Raw genomic sequence first — 14,494 nt, forward strand, 5'->3', positions numbered from 1 at the left:
CTCCCTCACCATCGCCGCCGCACCGATCCCGGTCTCGATCACGACCAACAGCCTGCCCAGCGGCGTCGTGGGCAACGCCTACACGACCACCCTGACCGCAACCGGTGGTACCGCCCCCTACACCTGGACCATCACCACCGGCACCCTCCCAGCCGGGCTCACCCTCAACGCAACGACCGGCGCCATCACCGGCACCCCCACCACCGCCAGCACAGCGACCTTCACCGCAAAGGCCACCGACACCAAGGCCGCCACCGCTACCAAGGCACTTACGTTGCCGGTGACGCCCCCCGATTCCTGCGGCAGTACGTACGTGGCAGTCCGGCACGTTACGGGGACCATTAGCACCAACACCACTTGGTCCCCTGCCTGCGCAGGCGTCTATCTCATCGATGGCTCCGTGACAGTCGCCGCCGGGGCGTCCCTGACAGTCAGCCCCACATCTGTGGTCAAGGTCAGCAGCGGCGGCAGATTGTCGGTGTCCGGCACGCTCATCGCTAACGGGACAGCGACCAGCACGGCTGCCTTCACGTCGATCAAGGACGACACCGTTGGCGGGGACACCACCGCAGTCAGCAGCCCCACCCGCGCCCCCGCCGCCGGCGACTGGAACGGCATCGACGCCTCGACGACCGCTGCGGTGGTCTCCCTGTCGCGGGTCCGCGTGCGATATGCCTCCACCGCGGTCGACGTGACATACGGCGCCTTGACGCTGACCGACTCAACGCTGGACAACTCCCATACCGGCGTCTTCGCTAACCGGGTCGCGGACTCCCCCACCATCCAACGCAACACCTTCGCCACCATCGCCAACACCGAGATCAGGCTCTGGTCGACGCAGGTGACCTTGGCCAAGCTCGAGGGAAACACCGCCACCGGATCGACCGGCGCACCCATCCTCGACATGAGCAGCGTCACCCTCGCCACCAGCGGCGCCCTGCCATTCACCTCCTCGAACCTGACCCTGGTCAATACGAGCTCATTCACCGTGCCCGCCGGGACCACCCTCACCCTCAACCCCGGCGCCGTCCTGAAGTCCTCTGGCACCGGCCTGATCGTGGGTGGCACCCTGACCGCCGCCGGAACCGCCACCAACCCCGTCGTCTTCACCTCAATCTGGGACTCCACCGCCGGCGGGGACACCACCGCAGTCAGCAGCCCCACCCGCGCCCCCGCCGCCGGCGACTGGAACGGCATCGACGCCTCGACGACCGCTGCGGTGGTCTCCCTGTCGCGGGTCCGCGTGCGATATGCCTCCACCGCGGTCGACGTGACATACGGCGCCTTGACGCTGACCGACTCAACGCTGGACAACTCCCATACCGGCGTCTTCGCTAACCGGGTCGCGGACTCCCCCACCATCCAACGCAACACCTTCGCCACCATCGCCAACACCGAGATCAGGCTCTGGTCGACGCAGGTGACCTTGGCCAAGCTCGAGGGAAACACCGCCACCGGATCGACCGGCGCACCCATCCTCGACATGAGCAGCGTCACCCTCGCCACCAGCGGCGCCCTGCCATTCACCTCCTCGAACCTGACCCTGGTCAATACGAGCTCATTCACCGTGCCCGCCGGGACCACCCTCACCCTCAACCCCGGCGCCGTCCTGAAGTCCTCTGGCACCGGCCTGATCGTGGGTGGCACCCTGACCGCCGCCGGAACCGCCACCAACCCCGTCGTCTTCACCTCAATCTGGGACTCCACCGCCGGCGGGGACACCACCGCAGTCAGCAGCCCCACCCGCGCCCCCGCCACCGGCGACTGGAACGGCATCGACGCCTCGACGCGATCTGTGGCACAACTCGATTTCATTGACGTGCGCTATGCCTCAACCGCTTTGAGGACCGAGGTTGACGTAGTTGCCCACATCCACGGGTCAATTACGAGCTCAAGTGTGGGTGTGTCAGCATCTGGCTCTGTGGACGCAACCAATGTCCAGTGGGGAAACGACGGACCACCCGGATGGAATGGCAACCCCACCGTCAGCGGAGAGGCAGTCACCTATTACCCCTGGACCGGCGTTCCCCCACTCCCTCCCATGGGAGCCCAGCCTCCACCCCAACCGGTGCGGGTGGCTGGCGTATGCACGGACTATCTCCTCCTTGGGATGCGTGGATCTGGGGAGAGCGGCTACGGCGGCTTGGGCCCGAAAGTGAACGACATCTACCAAGGTCTAAAGACCCAATGGGTCAACAATGACAGTGTTCCCAGCACCGCCACGTTTTCGGCTCTAGGTATCCCGTATGAGGCAAATCCGGTCCCCATCGTAGGCACTCCGGGTGCGTCCGCCTGGGAGAACCTCAAGAACGTCGCCAACTACACACCCGGCGCTTGGGACGGAGCAGTGAAACTGATTCGGCAGATTCAGGACGCCATCGATACGTGCGGCTCGACGGGGCAAAAGATTGTCTTGGCTGGATACTCACAGGGCTCCTGGGTCATCCATGCGGCCTTGGGTTATGTTGCAGTCGCCTCCCCGAACATGCTCACTCACATCAGCGCCGTCGCCCTACTGGCTGATCCTTTAAGGTCGCAGAACGTAGGGCTCAGGAATGAAGGCACTGCCGACCCTGGAGTTGGGATGTCTGCCACTTACGTCGGTTTTGCGGCACTCACCCTAAATCAGTGGATCCAAGATGCGGCACTCGCCGGCTTCCCGACTGTTCCCAATGTGCAGATGGGTGATTTCTCCTACCCCGCATCGGTAACCTCCAGGACTGTTGAGTTGTGCGATAAGGGGGATGCTGTATGTGATACGAGTTCGTTCTTGAGTTTCCCAAAGGTTCTTGACATCAATTACTACTTCAGTCAGGGCTCGGCGACGCATTCAAACTATTCGACCACGACCCTTAAGTCCTTGGGCGCCGACCTAAGAAGAGTCTTGAGCCCGTGACGCAAGTCGAGCGCTCGCATCTTGCGTACGTGAAGTGGCTGCGGCCAGCCCTGATCCAAGCCGTGTCGTAGGCTCGGGGCGGCCTGGCCGTGCGGGAAGCTGCTCGTCGAGTGCGACGGTGACGAGTTACGTGACATCGGCTGCGACGACGTCGTCGACGATCTGGTCTAGGACGCTGCCGTTGTGCGCGCTGAGGCCGCGGATGGTGACCCTGCCTGTGGCCTCCATGACCTGCTTAGGTTTGACCTGTGCTTGACGACGAGCCGACCCGCATCCGATTGTCTCCCCGGGAGCAGCTGAGGCGGATTCAAGTGCTCGACCCACTCAGCGACCTCCTCGACGTTCCACTCGAACACGGCGACCGCAACTGCATCTACGTTCCAGACGTCTTTCAGATGCTTTCAACGGGCCACGCCTGAAGGACCCGGTGACCGGCGTAGGGACCGCCGGACTGCCCGCGCCAAGCGTGGTGCTGCACTTCGGATTGACTGATCAGTCGTTTTAGGCTCGCACTCTCCACGGTCGTCTGTGGAGTCACGACGACCACAGACCCTTCGAGTTTGGCGAGCAGCCACTCCATAGCGCGCGAATTCTGCGCTCAGCGGAAGTTATCCTCACCGAGTCGCGAGATTGCGATGGCAACGTCAGACACGGCCACTTCTCGTCCAGATGCTCTCCTGATCGCAGGATCAGAGCGGGTCCGACATAATTGGGCCGAGGCCGGGTGACACTGGATCCGGGTCAGAAAGACTCTGCGCGAGTCGGGCATCGTGTTATGGGCATACTGCCGGAGAGCCACACCCAGAAATGAAGCCCACCCCCAGCAGGAGCGCTGAGGCCGAGGTCCATACCTGAAACACAAGCCGGGACGCGTCACCGGTTAATGACCCGACTTTGGACGAGAAGTAGCACGAAAAGACGCGTGACGACGCGACAACTCGGGACGGCATACACGCAGGTCAGCGCGCGTTTTCAAGCGCTCGCGGACGACGACGCGAAACGTGCGTTGAGACTCAGCGGGTTCGGGGTTCGAGTCCCTGATGGCGGACCAGCACCGCAGACCGGGCGATCACGCCCGGTCTGCGGTTTTTCGTGCCCCGTCCTCCGGCACGTATGCCGGGTGGTGCGCACCCGGCATACGCCGAACCGTCAGGCGCGGAAGGCGGAGGCGAAGATCCGGGGCAGCTTGGCCCAGGACGGCTTGGCGGCGAACTGCGTGAGCAGCTGCCCGGTCCGCCGCGCACTGCGGGCCGAGACGAACCACGGCGGCTTCGGCGAGAGCGAGAGCTCACCGCCGAGGACGGATCGGGGGAAGGGCCGGAACGGTCCCCGGACGATGGTCCGCTCCGCGTCCTCGAGCAGGAACGCGTTGTGGACGACCCCGATCCCGCTCTGGACGTCGGCGAGCGTGTGACCGGGGAAGGCCCCCCACGGCGCGCCGGCCGCGAGGAAGCCCAGGCCCGTCCAGGCGTTGACGGCGATGCAGCCGTACTCGAGCCGGGCCAGCGCCTCGTCGAAGCCGCTGCCGAGCTCCTTGAGGGTCGCCGGGGCGACGATGAGGTTGGCGCCAAGGGTCCCGACGAGGGCGGTGTTCGCGTGGGCCACGGCGGCGTCCAGGAAGGCCTGGCCGGTGCCGGGCACGTCGACGATGCCGAGGACCGGTGAGAAGTACTCGGTCGTCTCGATCGCCGAGGCATCCACGCCGTTCCGCGCGTCGACGAGCAACCGTCCGCCGCCCTGTCCGAGGCGATCGGCCCGCCCGTAGGCCGCACCCGCCGCGGCGACGCGGTCACAACTCCCGGGATACCAGGGCGCGCGCTCCGGTGCCTGCGCCAGCGCACGCCGGAGCTCCTCGACGAAGGCCTCCCGCTGCGGCCACTCGCTGCTGAGGACGACGACCTGCCCGGCGATGCAGTTGTAGCCGCCGTTGTGCAGGCGCTGGGTCGCGACGTGCTGCGCCTGGAAGCGGAGGTCGGCCGCGGACCACTCCCCCGGGACGACGATGATCGGCGAGACGCCGCCCAGCTCGCTCGTGATGGGCTTGCCGAGGACCGGCGTGCCCGCTGCTCGACGCGCGGCACCCTCCGGCCCGGGGCCCCAGACGATGACGTCGTGGGTCACGGCGCTGCCGGTGATGTGGACGTGGGAGAAGCCCGGGTGCTGGGCGAGGTAGCTGCCGACGTCCCCGGCGCCGGTGACCACGGCCAGGAGCCCGAGCTCGATGAGCGGCGCGAAGGCTGCGGTGTAGACGGGCAGGAGCTCGTCCATCGTCGGGTTGAGCTTGAGGACGACGACGCGGTTGTGGGCCACGAGCTCGTAGAGCACGTCGAGGGGCGCGATGGAGGTGATGTTGCCGGCGCCGAGGACGAGGCCCACCCCGCCCGTGCTCGTCGGCGTGAGGGCCCCGAGGCCGGCGTTGGCCCGCACGTCGCTGGCACTGAGGCCGGGCTTCATCCACACGTCGGCCGAGAAGCCGTGCAGCAGCAGGTACTCGTAGCGGCTGGTCGGCAGGACGGGCACGGCCACCCGTCCCCCGGGCGCCGTGCCGAACCGCTGGGTCTCGATCGGGCTCCTGCCCTGCGCGACGGCGGTCAAGGTGTGCTGCAACGCCGACAGAGCCGACAGCGTGCAGTAGGGACCGGAGAGCCACTCCTCACCCGCGAGAGGCGAGTCCGGATCGAGGTCCTTGGCCCGCACGGCTGCGGCGACCCACTGCTCGGCCTGCGCCGCGACAGCGGCGTGGACCCGGCCCAGCAGGTCGACCCTGTCGCGCAGCCCCAGCTCGGCCCAGCGCTGCTCGCCCGCCCGGACGGTGGCGATCGCCGCGTCAAGGGCCGCTCGAGTGCTCTCGTCGGGCACCGCAGGCGCGTTGCCCGAGGGGGTGGCCGTCTCGGTGGTCGTCATGGCACTCCCGGGTGTCTCACCCGTCGACGGCTCAGGCCCCGACGAGGTGCGGCAGCGTTGCCGTGACCCCAGTATCGGTCAGCGCCGTCGGCGACGCAGCACCTTGAGCGCGACGATGACGGCGACGACGGCCACCGCTGCAGCGACGCGCTCCACCCGCAGGTCACCCTCAGGAGTCGTCGTGGCGTCCGCGAAGCGGGCCTTGGCCTGGTCGACCTGCCGCTTGGCGATGGCTGAGGGCGTCGCCTTCGCGGTGAGCTCATCCAGGGTGCGTGCGAGGCGCGTGCGGCGCTCTGCGATGTCGGCCTCGAGGGCGGGGATGCTGGTCATCGAATCAGTCCTCACTGAGTCCGAGGTCGCGCCGCAGCTTGGCGACGTGACCGGTGGCTTTGACGTTGTAGAAGGCGTGCTCGACCTTGCCTTGGTCGTCGACGACGAAGGTGGAGCGGATCACGCCCTGGACGGTCTTGCCGTAGAGGCTCTTCTCACCGAAGGCGCCCCAGGACGTCATGACCGACTTGTCGGGGTCCGACAGCAAGGTGAGCGAGAGGTGCTCCTTGTCGCGGAACGTCGCGAGCTTCTCGGGCTTGTCCGGCGAGATGCCGAGGACGGTGTAGCCGTCGGTCTTGAGCAGCTCGAGCGACTCGCTGAAGTCGCAGGCCTGCTTGGTGCACCCGGGCGTCATGGCCGCCGGGTAGAAGTAGACGATGACCTTGTCGCCACGCAGGTCGGAGAGCGTGACGCTCTCACCGGTGTCGGTGGTCAGGGTGAAGTCCGGTGCAACATCGCCCGGACTGAGTCGCTCGGTCACGCAGGTCTCCTCGATGGTCGGCTCTCGCCAAACTATCAGCGAGGCACCGACAGCCAGTGCGCGAGGCGGCACTCCAGTGGGCAGGTCCCTGTCAGAGGAGGTCCCTATGTTCGCTTCATGGGGAGGATCAAGTACACGGCAGAGTTGCTCGGGCCCCTCGTGGCACAAGCCGACTCGTACGCGGACGTTGTGCGGCGGCTTGGCCTCGCTCAAGCGGGTGGCACGCAAACCCACATCGCACGACGAGTCAGGCAACTCGGCCTCGACACATCCCATTTCACTCGTCGCCACGGACGAGCTGCTCCGAACCTCCTAGGACCTGAAGAAATTCTGGTTCGAATCCCGACCGGCTCCTTTCGACGCAAGGCTCCACAGCTGAGGCGCGCTCTTCTGGCGATAGGGCGGCCCTGGGAGTGCGAGATGTGCGGCAACGACGGAACGTGGCGTGGTCAGAAACTGACGCTGCACGTGGACCACATCGACGGGGACTTCCACAACAACCTGCGCGAAAACCTTCGCTTCCTGTGCCCGAACTGTCACAACCAGACGGCGAACTTCGCGGGCAGAAGCATGGGGTGGAGAACGAGTCTCGAAACCGCGGACAGCTAGTATCTGAGGTCCGAGTTGCCCCGCAAGGCACCTCGCCGGAGTGGTGGAACTGGTAGACACGCGGCACTTAGGATGCCGTGCTTCGGCGTGGGGGTTCGAGTCCCCCCTCTGGCACCAAAGAGTAGTTGTGAGACGGCGGCGTATGCCGTCCGCTCACCTTCCGTCCGGCCCACTCCTTTGCGTCTGCGCATGTGGCGGCTCTCGCAGGCACCTCCGCAGACGCAACGAGCAGGCGAGAGTCAGGTGAGGCGTTCGCGCAGGACCGGGATCATGGTGCGGAAGGCGCGGCCCCGGTGCGAGATCTCGTTCTTCTCGGCGTCCGTGTACTCCGCCATCGACCTGGTGTCGCCGTCGGGGACGAAGATCGGGTCGTAGCCGAAGCCGTTCTCCCCCACCGGGTCCCGCCGGATCGTGCCGGTGACGCGACCTTCGACCGCCTCGGTGGAGCCGTCCGGCATGGCGAGCACCGCGGCACAGACGAATGATGCGCTGCGGTGCTTGTCGGGCACGTCGCCGAGCTGCTCGAGGAGCAGCGAGAGGTTGGCACGGTCGCGCTCGGCGCGGGGGGCGTCGGGCCCCGAGTGCGAACCCGACCACCGCGCCGAGAAGACGCCGGGCGAGCCGCCGAGCACGTCCACAGCCAACCCCGAGTCGTCGGCCACGCTGGGCAGACCGGTGGCCTTCGCGACGGCGACGGCCTTGAGCCGGGCATTGCCCACGAACGTCACCTCACTCTCGACGACGTCGGGGGCGTCCGGGAAGTCCGAGGCGCCGACGACCTCGAGCCCGAGCTCCTCGACGAGCTCGGCGAGGATCTGGCGGAGCTCGTGGACCTTGTGCTCGTTCTGGGTCGCGAGGACGAGCCTGGTCATCGCGTCCGCTCCCGGGGAGCCTCGTCGAGCGCCTGCTTCTGCAGGGCGGTGAGGGTGGCGCAGCCGGCAGCGGCGAGGTCGAGCAGCTCGTTGAGACGGTCGCGGTCGAACGCCGCGTCAGCGCCCTCGGCCGTCCCCTGCACCTCGACGTAGCGTCCCGAGCCCGTCATGACGACGTTCATGTCGGTGTCGGCCGTGGAGTCCTCGGGGTAGTCGAGGTCGAGGACGGGCAGCCCGCCGACGACGCCGACACTCACGGCTGCGATGGAGTCGGACAACGGCTGGGCGTTCTTGGCGATGAGGCCCTTGTCGCGGGCGTCCTCGATGGCGTCGACGAGCGCGACGTAGGCACCGGTGATCGACGCCGTGCGCGTGCCACCATCGGCCTGGAGCACATCACAGTCGACGACGATCGTGTTCTCCCCCAACGCCTTCGTGTCGATGACGGCGCGCAGCGCACGGCCGATGAGGCGCGAGATCTCGTGGGTGCGACCCCCGACCTTGCCCTTGCGGGACTCGCGGTCCGAGCGGGTGTTGGTCGAGCGCGGGAGCATCTCGTACTCGGAGGTGACCCACCCGGTGCCCCGGCCCTTGAGCCAGCGCGGCACACCCTCGGTGAAGGACGCTGCGCAGAGCACGCGGGTGCGGCCGAACTCGATGAGGACGCTGCCCTCGGCATGGTCGAGCCAGTTGCGGGTGATCCGCACCTCGCGGAGGTCCTCGGGGGCGCGGCCGTCATGTCTGGTCTGCTGTGAAGTCACACGAGCAGGCTAGACGTCGCTGGTCCCGGCGACCGCGCCGAGGTCGTAGACGTCGTGGGGCTGCGCCACCTCGGCACCGGGCCAGAACGGCTCGGCCTGGGCACGGCAGACATCTCGGTCGTTCCACGCCGGCATGTGCGTCAGCACGAGGCGCTTGACTCCCCCGGCGTCGGCGGCGGCACGCGCCGCGCGGCTGCCGGAGAGATGGATGCCGCGGACCTCGTCGCGTCCGTCGACGAAGGCCGAGTCCGCGAGCACGAGGTCTGCGTCGCGCATGAGCGGTTCGAGGTTGTCGCAGGCGTCGGTGTCCCCGGTGTAGCAGAGGACGGCCCCCTCGGCCTCGACCCGGAAGCCGAAGGCCTCGACGGGGTGGTTCACGGCATACGGGGTGATTGTGAGCGGCCCGACGGTGACCGGCACGCGGTCGCCGAGCTCGGAGAAGGCGAAGACACCGTCCATGCCGCCCTCCTCCAGGCCGTGGTACATGAGCGCCATGCGGGACGCCGTGCCGGGGGGGCCCCAGACGGGGAGTCTTCGACCCGGCGCTCCCGCTGGCGCGTAGTGGTGCGCCACATAGAGACCACACAGGTCGGCGCAGTGGTCCGGGTGCAGGTGCGTGAGGAAGACCGCGTCGAGGTCTCGCGGGTCGAGGTGCCGCTGCAGCGGGCCCAGCGCACCGGAACCGAGGTCGAGGAGGACGTTCCACGTGCGATCCCCGGCGTCCACGGACACGAGGTAGCTCGACGCGGCCGAGTCCGGTCCTGCGAACGACCCGCTGCAGCCGATGACGGTGACCCTCACGCGATCGCCGCCGGGACGCCGATGGCGGAGGTGAAGATGTGACCGAAGTTCGGACCGAGCCCGAGGAACCGCAGCGCCAGGCGGCGGAACTCCTGTGGGTCGCCCGTCGTCGTGAACCCGTGCTCCGGGGCAGGGCGGTCGTCGGGCCGGAGGAGGTCGGCGTCCGCGAGCACGCGATAGAGCTCCTTGGCCGTCTCCTCGGCGGAGGACACGAGCGTGACGTCGGGCCCCATGACGTAGGAGATCACGCCGGCCAGCAGGGGGTAGTGGGTGCAGCCGAGGATGAGCGTGTCGACGTCCTGCTCCTGGAGGGGGCCGAGGTAGTCGCGGGCCACGCTTCTGAGCTCCGCGCCGCCGGTCACGCCCGACTCGACAAAGTCGACGAACCGCGGACACGGCTCGCTCGTCACCCGGAGGTGCGGGGCGGCCGCGAAGGCGTCGAGGTAGGCGCGCGACTGGTGCGTGCCGAGCGTGGAGATGACGCCGATCCGACCGCTGCGCGTGGCTCCGGCGGCGCGACGGACCGCCGGGCGGATGACCTCGACGACCGGCACGTCGTAGCGCTCCCGCGCGTCGTGGAGCACGGCGGCGCTGGCGGTGTTGCAGGCGATGACCAGCGCCTTGACGCCGTGGGCGACGAGGCGGTCGAGACACTCGAGCGCGAAGGCCCGGGTCTCGGCGATCGGGCGGGGGCCATAGGGCGTGCGGGCCGTGTCACCCAGATAGGCCACCGACTCGTGAGGCAGCTGGTCGAGGACGGCTCGCGCCACCGTGAGACCGCCATACCCGGAGTCGAAGATTCCGATGGGAGAGTCAGGCACCGCACAAGGTTATGCGCTGCGGTCGGCACCGGGGAGCATCGCGGTGGCGAGCGTCTCCTGCAGCCATGTAAGGAAGTCGTAGACCGACATGGCGTGCGTGCGGGGATCGTCGTCGTCCACGTCGGCGAGCTCCTGCTCGAGGCGGTCGACGTCGGCGTCCTCGCGCAGCCCGAGGCGTTCGCCGAGGACGAGGCGCACGTCGGTCAGGGCGATGACCATGTCGATCGCGGCGCGCTCGTCGAGCTGCACTCCCGGGCCGGGTGCCCGGAGGGAGCGGATGGCGGACTCGAGGTGGCCGGCCTTGCGCTGCCGCAGGCCGTGCTCGGTCAACCTCCGGAACTCGGCCGATGCCTGGTCGTCGGCCCGGTTCCCGGCCGGGAGCAGCCGTTCGAGAGCGGGGTCGCGGTCACCGAACGAGCGCGCGTCGCTGGGAACGGGACGGTCGTCGGGGACCTGGTCCTCGGCCGAGACCGAGACACCCATGCCGAGGCCGCCCAGGCCCGAGACGATCGCCGCGAAGTCGTCGTCGTCCGACTCGCCCGCGGGGCCGGTCTCGACGCGCTCCACCGGCTCGGGCGCGACGAGGTCGCGGACCTGCTCCATGAGGCCGGCGACAACCGCACGTTCGACGGCATCGAGCTTCGCGGCATACCGGACGTTGGTTCCCCTGCCTTTGCGGACGAACGCCCGGGCCATCAGTCGTCCTGCCTGAACATCATTCGTCCTTCTGGCTGATGATCTGGACCTTGCTCTCACAGGCTTTCGCAGGCAGCATCAGTCGTCCTTCTGGAAGGTGGCCCACAACCCGTAACCCTGCAGGGCCTCGGTGTCGCTCTCCATCTTCTCGCGCGAGCCGTGGGAGACGACGGCACGCCCCTTGGTGTGCACGTCCATCATGAGCTTCTCGGCCTTGGTCCGGTCGTAGCCGAAGTAGCTCTGGAAGACGTAGGTCACGTAGGACATGAGGTTGACCGGGTCGTTCCAGACGAGCGTGATCCACGGGACGTCGGGCGCGACATCGGTCGAGGAGGAGGTGATCTCCTCCTGTACGGGCGCGATGGACACGCACCCACAATAGGGTGCTGGGGGTGAGCCTCTCCTCCCCCGCTCCTGCGCCCTCGACCGCGCACTCGACGGCCCTGCTGACCGACCACTACGAGCTGACGATGGTCCAGGCGGCACTGCGTTCCGGTGCGGCCTCGCGACGTTGCGTCTTCGAGACGTTCGCCCGCCGACTGCCCGACGGCCGCCGCTACGGAGTCGTCGCCGGGACCGGTCGGCTGCTGGACGCCATCGAGCGCTTCCGCTTCGGCGACGCGGAGATCGCGGCCCTGCGGGCCGGCAAGGTCGTCGACGACGAGACTCTCGACTTCCTCGCGGGCTACCGCTTCGAAGGGGACATCTGGGGGTATGCCGAGGGCGACGCCTACTTCCCCGGCTCACCGGTGCTCGTGGTCGAGTCCGACTTCGCCCACGGAGTCGTCCTGGAGACTCTCATGCTGTCAATCCTCAACCACGACAGCGCTGTTGCGAGCGCGGCCTCGCGCATGACCGGCGCCGCGGGCAACCGACCGTGCATCGAGATGGGGTCTCGACGCACGCACGAGGAAGCCGCAGTGGGAGCTGCGCGGGCGGCATACATCGCAGGGTTCGGGACCTCCTCGAACCTCGAGGCGGGCCGCCGCTGGGGGGTGCCCACGTCAGGAACGGCTGCGCACGCCTTCACGCTGCTCCACGACGACGAGCGCGAGGCCTTTGCAGCGCAGGTCGAGGTGCTGGGAGTCGGCACGACCCTGCTCGTCGACACCTATGACGTCGAGAGGGCCGTCGAGATCGCCATCGAGGTCGCGGGGACCGAGCTCGGCGCGGTGCGTCTCGACAGCGGGGACCTCCTCGTCCAGGCACGTGAGGTCCGCGACCAGCTGGACTCTCTCGGCGCCAGGAGCACGCGCATCGTCGTGACGTCGGACCTCGACGAGTTCGCCATCGCTGGTCTGGCCGCGGGGCCGGTCGACGCCTATGGCGTGGGCACCCAGCTCGTCACCGGGTCCGGTGCGCCCACTGCGGGCATGGTCTACAAGCTCGTGGCCCGCTCCGACGACTCCGGCGAGATGGTCGGCGTCGCCAAGGCGAGCAAGGACAAGACGTCGGTCGGTGGGCGCAAGTACGCCCTGCGGCGACGCAATGCCCGAGGCATCGCCGAGGCCGAGATCATCGGGATCGGTGAGCCGCCCGACGACGACGGGGACGACCGCCCGTTGCTCGTGGAGTACGTCCGGGGCGGGGACGTGGTCGGCAGCGAGCACGCGGAGCTGGCCACGGCGCGCGATCGGCACGAGGCGTCGGTCGCCGAGCTGCCTCGGTCGGCCCACCAGCTGAGCCGCGGCGAGCCCGCAATCCCCACCACCTACCTCTGAGCAGAGCCCTCACTCATGCCCTTTATCGGGTGACCCGAGAAAGGGGCACTCGACCCGAGTTGGCAACTGGGGTCGAGCGGGCCAATATCGGGTGACCCGATAATGCGGCCACGGGGCTGGCTTCTCACAGTGCCCCGGGATGTGCTGTGCGCTCGGCGTTACGGATGATTTACGTGAGCCGCAGGGTTCGGAAACACGCCTTGGGCAGGGTCTGGCCCCATGGAGACCACCACCCCCACCGCGGCCCCGGCCGCCGCGGCTCCCGCCGCCCCCTCCGCCACCGCCCCCGCTCCCACCGCCCTCGAGACGCGTCCCGGTCGCTGGGTCGATCACTGGGACCCCGAGGACGCCGCCTTCTGGCAGTCCACCGGCCGCAGCGTCGCGCGCCGCAACCTGGGCTTCTCCGTCTTCGCCGAGTTCCTCGGCTTCTGCGTCTGGGCCCTCTGGTCCGTCGTCGTGCCGCTGCTGCCCGCGGCCGGCTTCTCCCTCACCCTCAACCAGCAGTTCTGGCTCATCGCCGTCCCGAGCCTCGTGGGCGCGACGATCCGCATCCCCTACACGTTCGCCGTGCCGGCGTTCGGCGGGCGCAACTGGACGATCATCTCGTCGCTGTTGCTGCTGCTCCCCGCCTCGGCACTCGCGTTCATCGTCACCCGGCCGGAGACGTCCTTCAGTGTCCTGCTGCTGTGTGCCGCCCTCGCCGGCTTCGGGGGCGGCAACTTCGCCTCCTCGATGACCAACATCTCCTTCTTCTTCCCCGAGGCCGAGAAGGGGAAAGCGCTGGGGCTCAATGCTGCCGGCGGCAACCTCGGCACCGGCATCGTCCAGATGGTCGTCCCCGCGGTCATCGCGATCGGGGCTGGCGTTCACCTCGAGCGCGCCGGACTGATCTTCATCCCGTTGGCCCTGCTGGCTGCCGTCGGCGCCTGGCGGTGGATGGACAACCTCACCGGGATCAGGGCCGACTACAGGTCGTTCGCCCTCGCGACGAAGAACCCCCACACGTGGATCATCTCGTTCCTCTACATCGGGACCTTCGGCTCCTTCATCGGGTATGCCGGTGCGTTCCCGACGCTGCTCAAGACCCAGTTCCCGACGGCTCCCCTGGGGCTGGCCTTCATCGGTGCGCTCATCGGGGCCCTGACCCGTCCGCTCGGCGGCATGGTCGCGGACCGCTTCGGCGGTGCGCGGGTGACCATCGCGTCGTTCGTCATCCTCACCGGTGGCGCCCTGGCGGCGATCGAAGGGTTGCAGGCCAAGAGCTTCCCGCTCTTCTTCGGCGCCTTCCTCGTGCTCTTCACCGGCGCGGGCATCGGCAACGGTGCGACCTACCGGATGATCCCCGCGGTCTTCCGTGCCGGGGTGACCGCGGAGGCGCTTCCCGCCGCGCGCAAGGCAGCGGCCGGCTGCATCGGCATCGCCGGAGCCGTGGGTGCCTATGGCGGCTTCTTCATCCCGCGCGGCTTCGCGATGGCGAAGGACACCTACGGATCGCTCGTCCCGGCGTTGTACGTCTTCGTGGCGGCCTACGTCCTCATGGCTCTGACCGTGTATGCCGTGTACCAGCGCCGTGGTTCCGCGCTCGCCTCGGAGACGATCTGA

Annotated in this window: 14 protein-coding genes and 1 tRNA gene; 6 read left to right on the plus strand and 9 right to left on the minus strand. The window is 68.2% G+C overall.

The features are described 5' to 3' along the window. Nucleotides 1-2,896 (plus strand): cutinase family protein (locus tag ACFQW8_RS01625; RefSeq protein WP_380085237.1); only part of this gene is annotated, 2,896 nt, incomplete at its 5' end. Between the two features lie 248 nt (nt 2,897-3,144). Then, on the plus strand, nt 3,145-3,315 hold the full coding sequence (locus ACFQW8_RS01630) for a hypothetical protein (RefSeq protein ID WP_380085238.1): 171 nt from the start codon (nt 3,145-3,147) through the stop codon (nt 3,313-3,315). 730 nt (nt 3,316-4,045) lie between these two features. On the opposite strand, the gene ACFQW8_RS01635 is transcribed toward ACFQW8_RS01630, so the two are convergent. The 3 genes from ACFQW8_RS01635 to bcp form a co-directional block, all read right to left on the minus strand. Continuing rightward, nucleotides 4,046-5,800 (minus strand): aldehyde dehydrogenase family protein, encoded by a 1,755-nt coding sequence (locus ACFQW8_RS01635; protein ID WP_380085239.1) that lies wholly within the window; start codon nt 5,798-5,800, stop codon nt 4,046-4,048. Nucleotides 5,801-5,878: 78 nt separating this feature from the next. After that, nucleotides 5,879-6,130 carry a DUF3618 domain-containing protein gene (locus tag ACFQW8_RS01640; RefSeq protein ID WP_380085240.1) on the minus strand — a complete coding sequence of 84 codons (252 nt, stop codon included), beginning with the start codon at nt 6,128-6,130 and terminating at the stop codon, nt 5,879-5,881. Between the two features lie 4 nt (nt 6,131-6,134). Next, entirely contained in the window at nt 6,135-6,611 is a 477-nt protein-coding gene (gene bcp, locus ACFQW8_RS01645) for a thioredoxin-dependent thiol peroxidase (protein WP_380085241.1), read from the minus strand. A gap of 420 nt (nt 6,612-7,031) precedes the next feature. Here bcp and ACFQW8_RS01650 point away from each other — a divergent pair, with 420 nt between their 5' ends. Both ACFQW8_RS01650 and ACFQW8_RS01655 read left to right on the plus strand, forming a co-directional pair. Next, on the plus strand, nt 7,032-7,220 hold the full coding sequence (locus ACFQW8_RS01650; RefSeq protein WP_380085242.1) for an HNH endonuclease signature motif containing protein: 189 nt from the start codon (nt 7,032-7,034) through the stop codon (nt 7,218-7,220). A gap of 34 nt (nt 7,221-7,254) precedes the next feature. Then, nucleotides 7,255-7,337, plus strand: a tRNA-Leu gene (locus ACFQW8_RS01655). Between the two features lie 122 nt (nt 7,338-7,459). On the opposite strand, the gene rdgB is transcribed toward ACFQW8_RS01655, so the two are convergent. The 6 genes from rdgB to clpS form a co-directional block, all read right to left on the minus strand. Next, nucleotides 7,460-8,092, minus strand: coding sequence for an RdgB/HAM1 family non-canonical purine NTP pyrophosphatase (gene rdgB, locus ACFQW8_RS01660; RefSeq protein WP_380085243.1), 633 nt, complete (start codon nt 8,090-8,092; stop codon nt 7,460-7,462). Next, a complete protein-coding gene (gene rph / locus ACFQW8_RS01665; RefSeq protein ID WP_380085244.1) occupies nt 8,089-8,853 on the minus strand; it encodes a ribonuclease PH in 765 nt (254 codons plus the stop codon). Before rph ends, rdgB begins: the two co-directional genes overlap by 4 nt. A gap of 9 nt (nt 8,854-8,862) precedes the next feature. Further along, nucleotides 8,863-9,654 (minus strand): MBL fold metallo-hydrolase, encoded by a 792-nt coding sequence (locus tag ACFQW8_RS01670; RefSeq protein ID WP_380085245.1) that lies wholly within the window; start codon nt 9,652-9,654, stop codon nt 8,863-8,865. Continuing rightward, complete coding sequence (gene murI, locus ACFQW8_RS01675) at nt 9,651-10,475, minus strand: glutamate racemase (RefSeq protein WP_380085246.1); 825 nt, start codon at nt 10,473-10,475, stop codon at nt 9,651-9,653. The genes ACFQW8_RS01670 and murI overlap by 4 nt, the downstream gene beginning before the upstream one ends. Before the next feature lie 9 nt (nt 10,476-10,484). Then, nucleotides 10,485-11,171 carry a DUF2017 domain-containing protein gene (locus ACFQW8_RS01680; RefSeq protein ID WP_380085248.1) on the minus strand — a complete coding sequence of 229 codons (687 nt, stop codon included), beginning with the start codon at nt 11,169-11,171 and terminating at the stop codon, nt 10,485-10,487. A gap of 78 nt (nt 11,172-11,249) precedes the next feature. After that, nucleotides 11,250-11,540, minus strand: coding sequence for an ATP-dependent Clp protease adapter ClpS (gene clpS, locus ACFQW8_RS01685; RefSeq protein WP_380085249.1), 291 nt, complete (start codon nt 11,538-11,540; stop codon nt 11,250-11,252). 101 nt (nt 11,541-11,641) lie between these two features. Between clpS and ACFQW8_RS01690 the strand changes: the two genes are divergently transcribed. Further along, nucleotides 11,642-12,892: a nicotinate phosphoribosyltransferase gene (locus tag ACFQW8_RS01690; RefSeq protein WP_380088556.1), complete on the plus strand. Its 1,251-nt coding sequence runs from the start codon at nt 11,642-11,644 to the stop codon at nt 12,890-12,892. A gap of 219 nt (nt 12,893-13,111) precedes the next feature. After that, nucleotides 13,112-14,494 (plus strand): MFS transporter, encoded by a 1,383-nt coding sequence (locus ACFQW8_RS01695; protein WP_380085250.1) that lies wholly within the window; start codon nt 13,112-13,114, stop codon nt 14,492-14,494.

This window comes from Knoellia altitudinis, from assembly GCF_042666355.1.
Classification (GTDB): domain Bacteria; phylum Actinomycetota; class Actinomycetes; order Actinomycetales; family Dermatophilaceae; genus Knoellia; species Knoellia altitudinis.

What these genes read in the sequence shown, in the direction of transcription:
- rdgB (WP_380085243.1), bottom strand. Translation starts at nt 8,092, where the DNA reads ATGACCAGGCTCGTCCTCGCGACCCAGAACGAGCACAAGGTCCACGAG.
- ACFQW8_RS01635 (WP_380085239.1), bottom strand. Translation starts at nt 5,800, where the DNA reads ATGACGACCACCGAGACGGCCACCCCCTCGGGCAACGCGCCTGCGGTG.
- ACFQW8_RS01680 (WP_380085248.1), bottom strand. Translation starts at nt 11,171, where the DNA reads ATGGCCCGGGCGTTCGTCCGCAAAGGCAGGGGAACCAACGTCCGGTAT.
- ACFQW8_RS01695 (WP_380085250.1), top strand. Translation starts at nt 13,112, where the DNA reads ATGGAGACCACCACCCCCACCGCGGCCCCGGCCGCCGCGGCTCCCGCC.
- ACFQW8_RS01640 (WP_380085240.1), bottom strand. Translation starts at nt 6,130, where the DNA reads ATGACCAGCATCCCCGCCCTCGAGGCCGACATCGCAGAGCGCCGCACG.
- ACFQW8_RS01690 (WP_380088556.1), top strand. Translation starts at nt 11,642, where the DNA reads ATGGTCCAGGCGGCACTGCGTTCCGGTGCGGCCTCGCGACGTTGCGTC.
- ACFQW8_RS01650 (WP_380085242.1), top strand. Translation starts at nt 7,032, where the DNA reads ATGTGCGGCAACGACGGAACGTGGCGTGGTCAGAAACTGACGCTGCAC.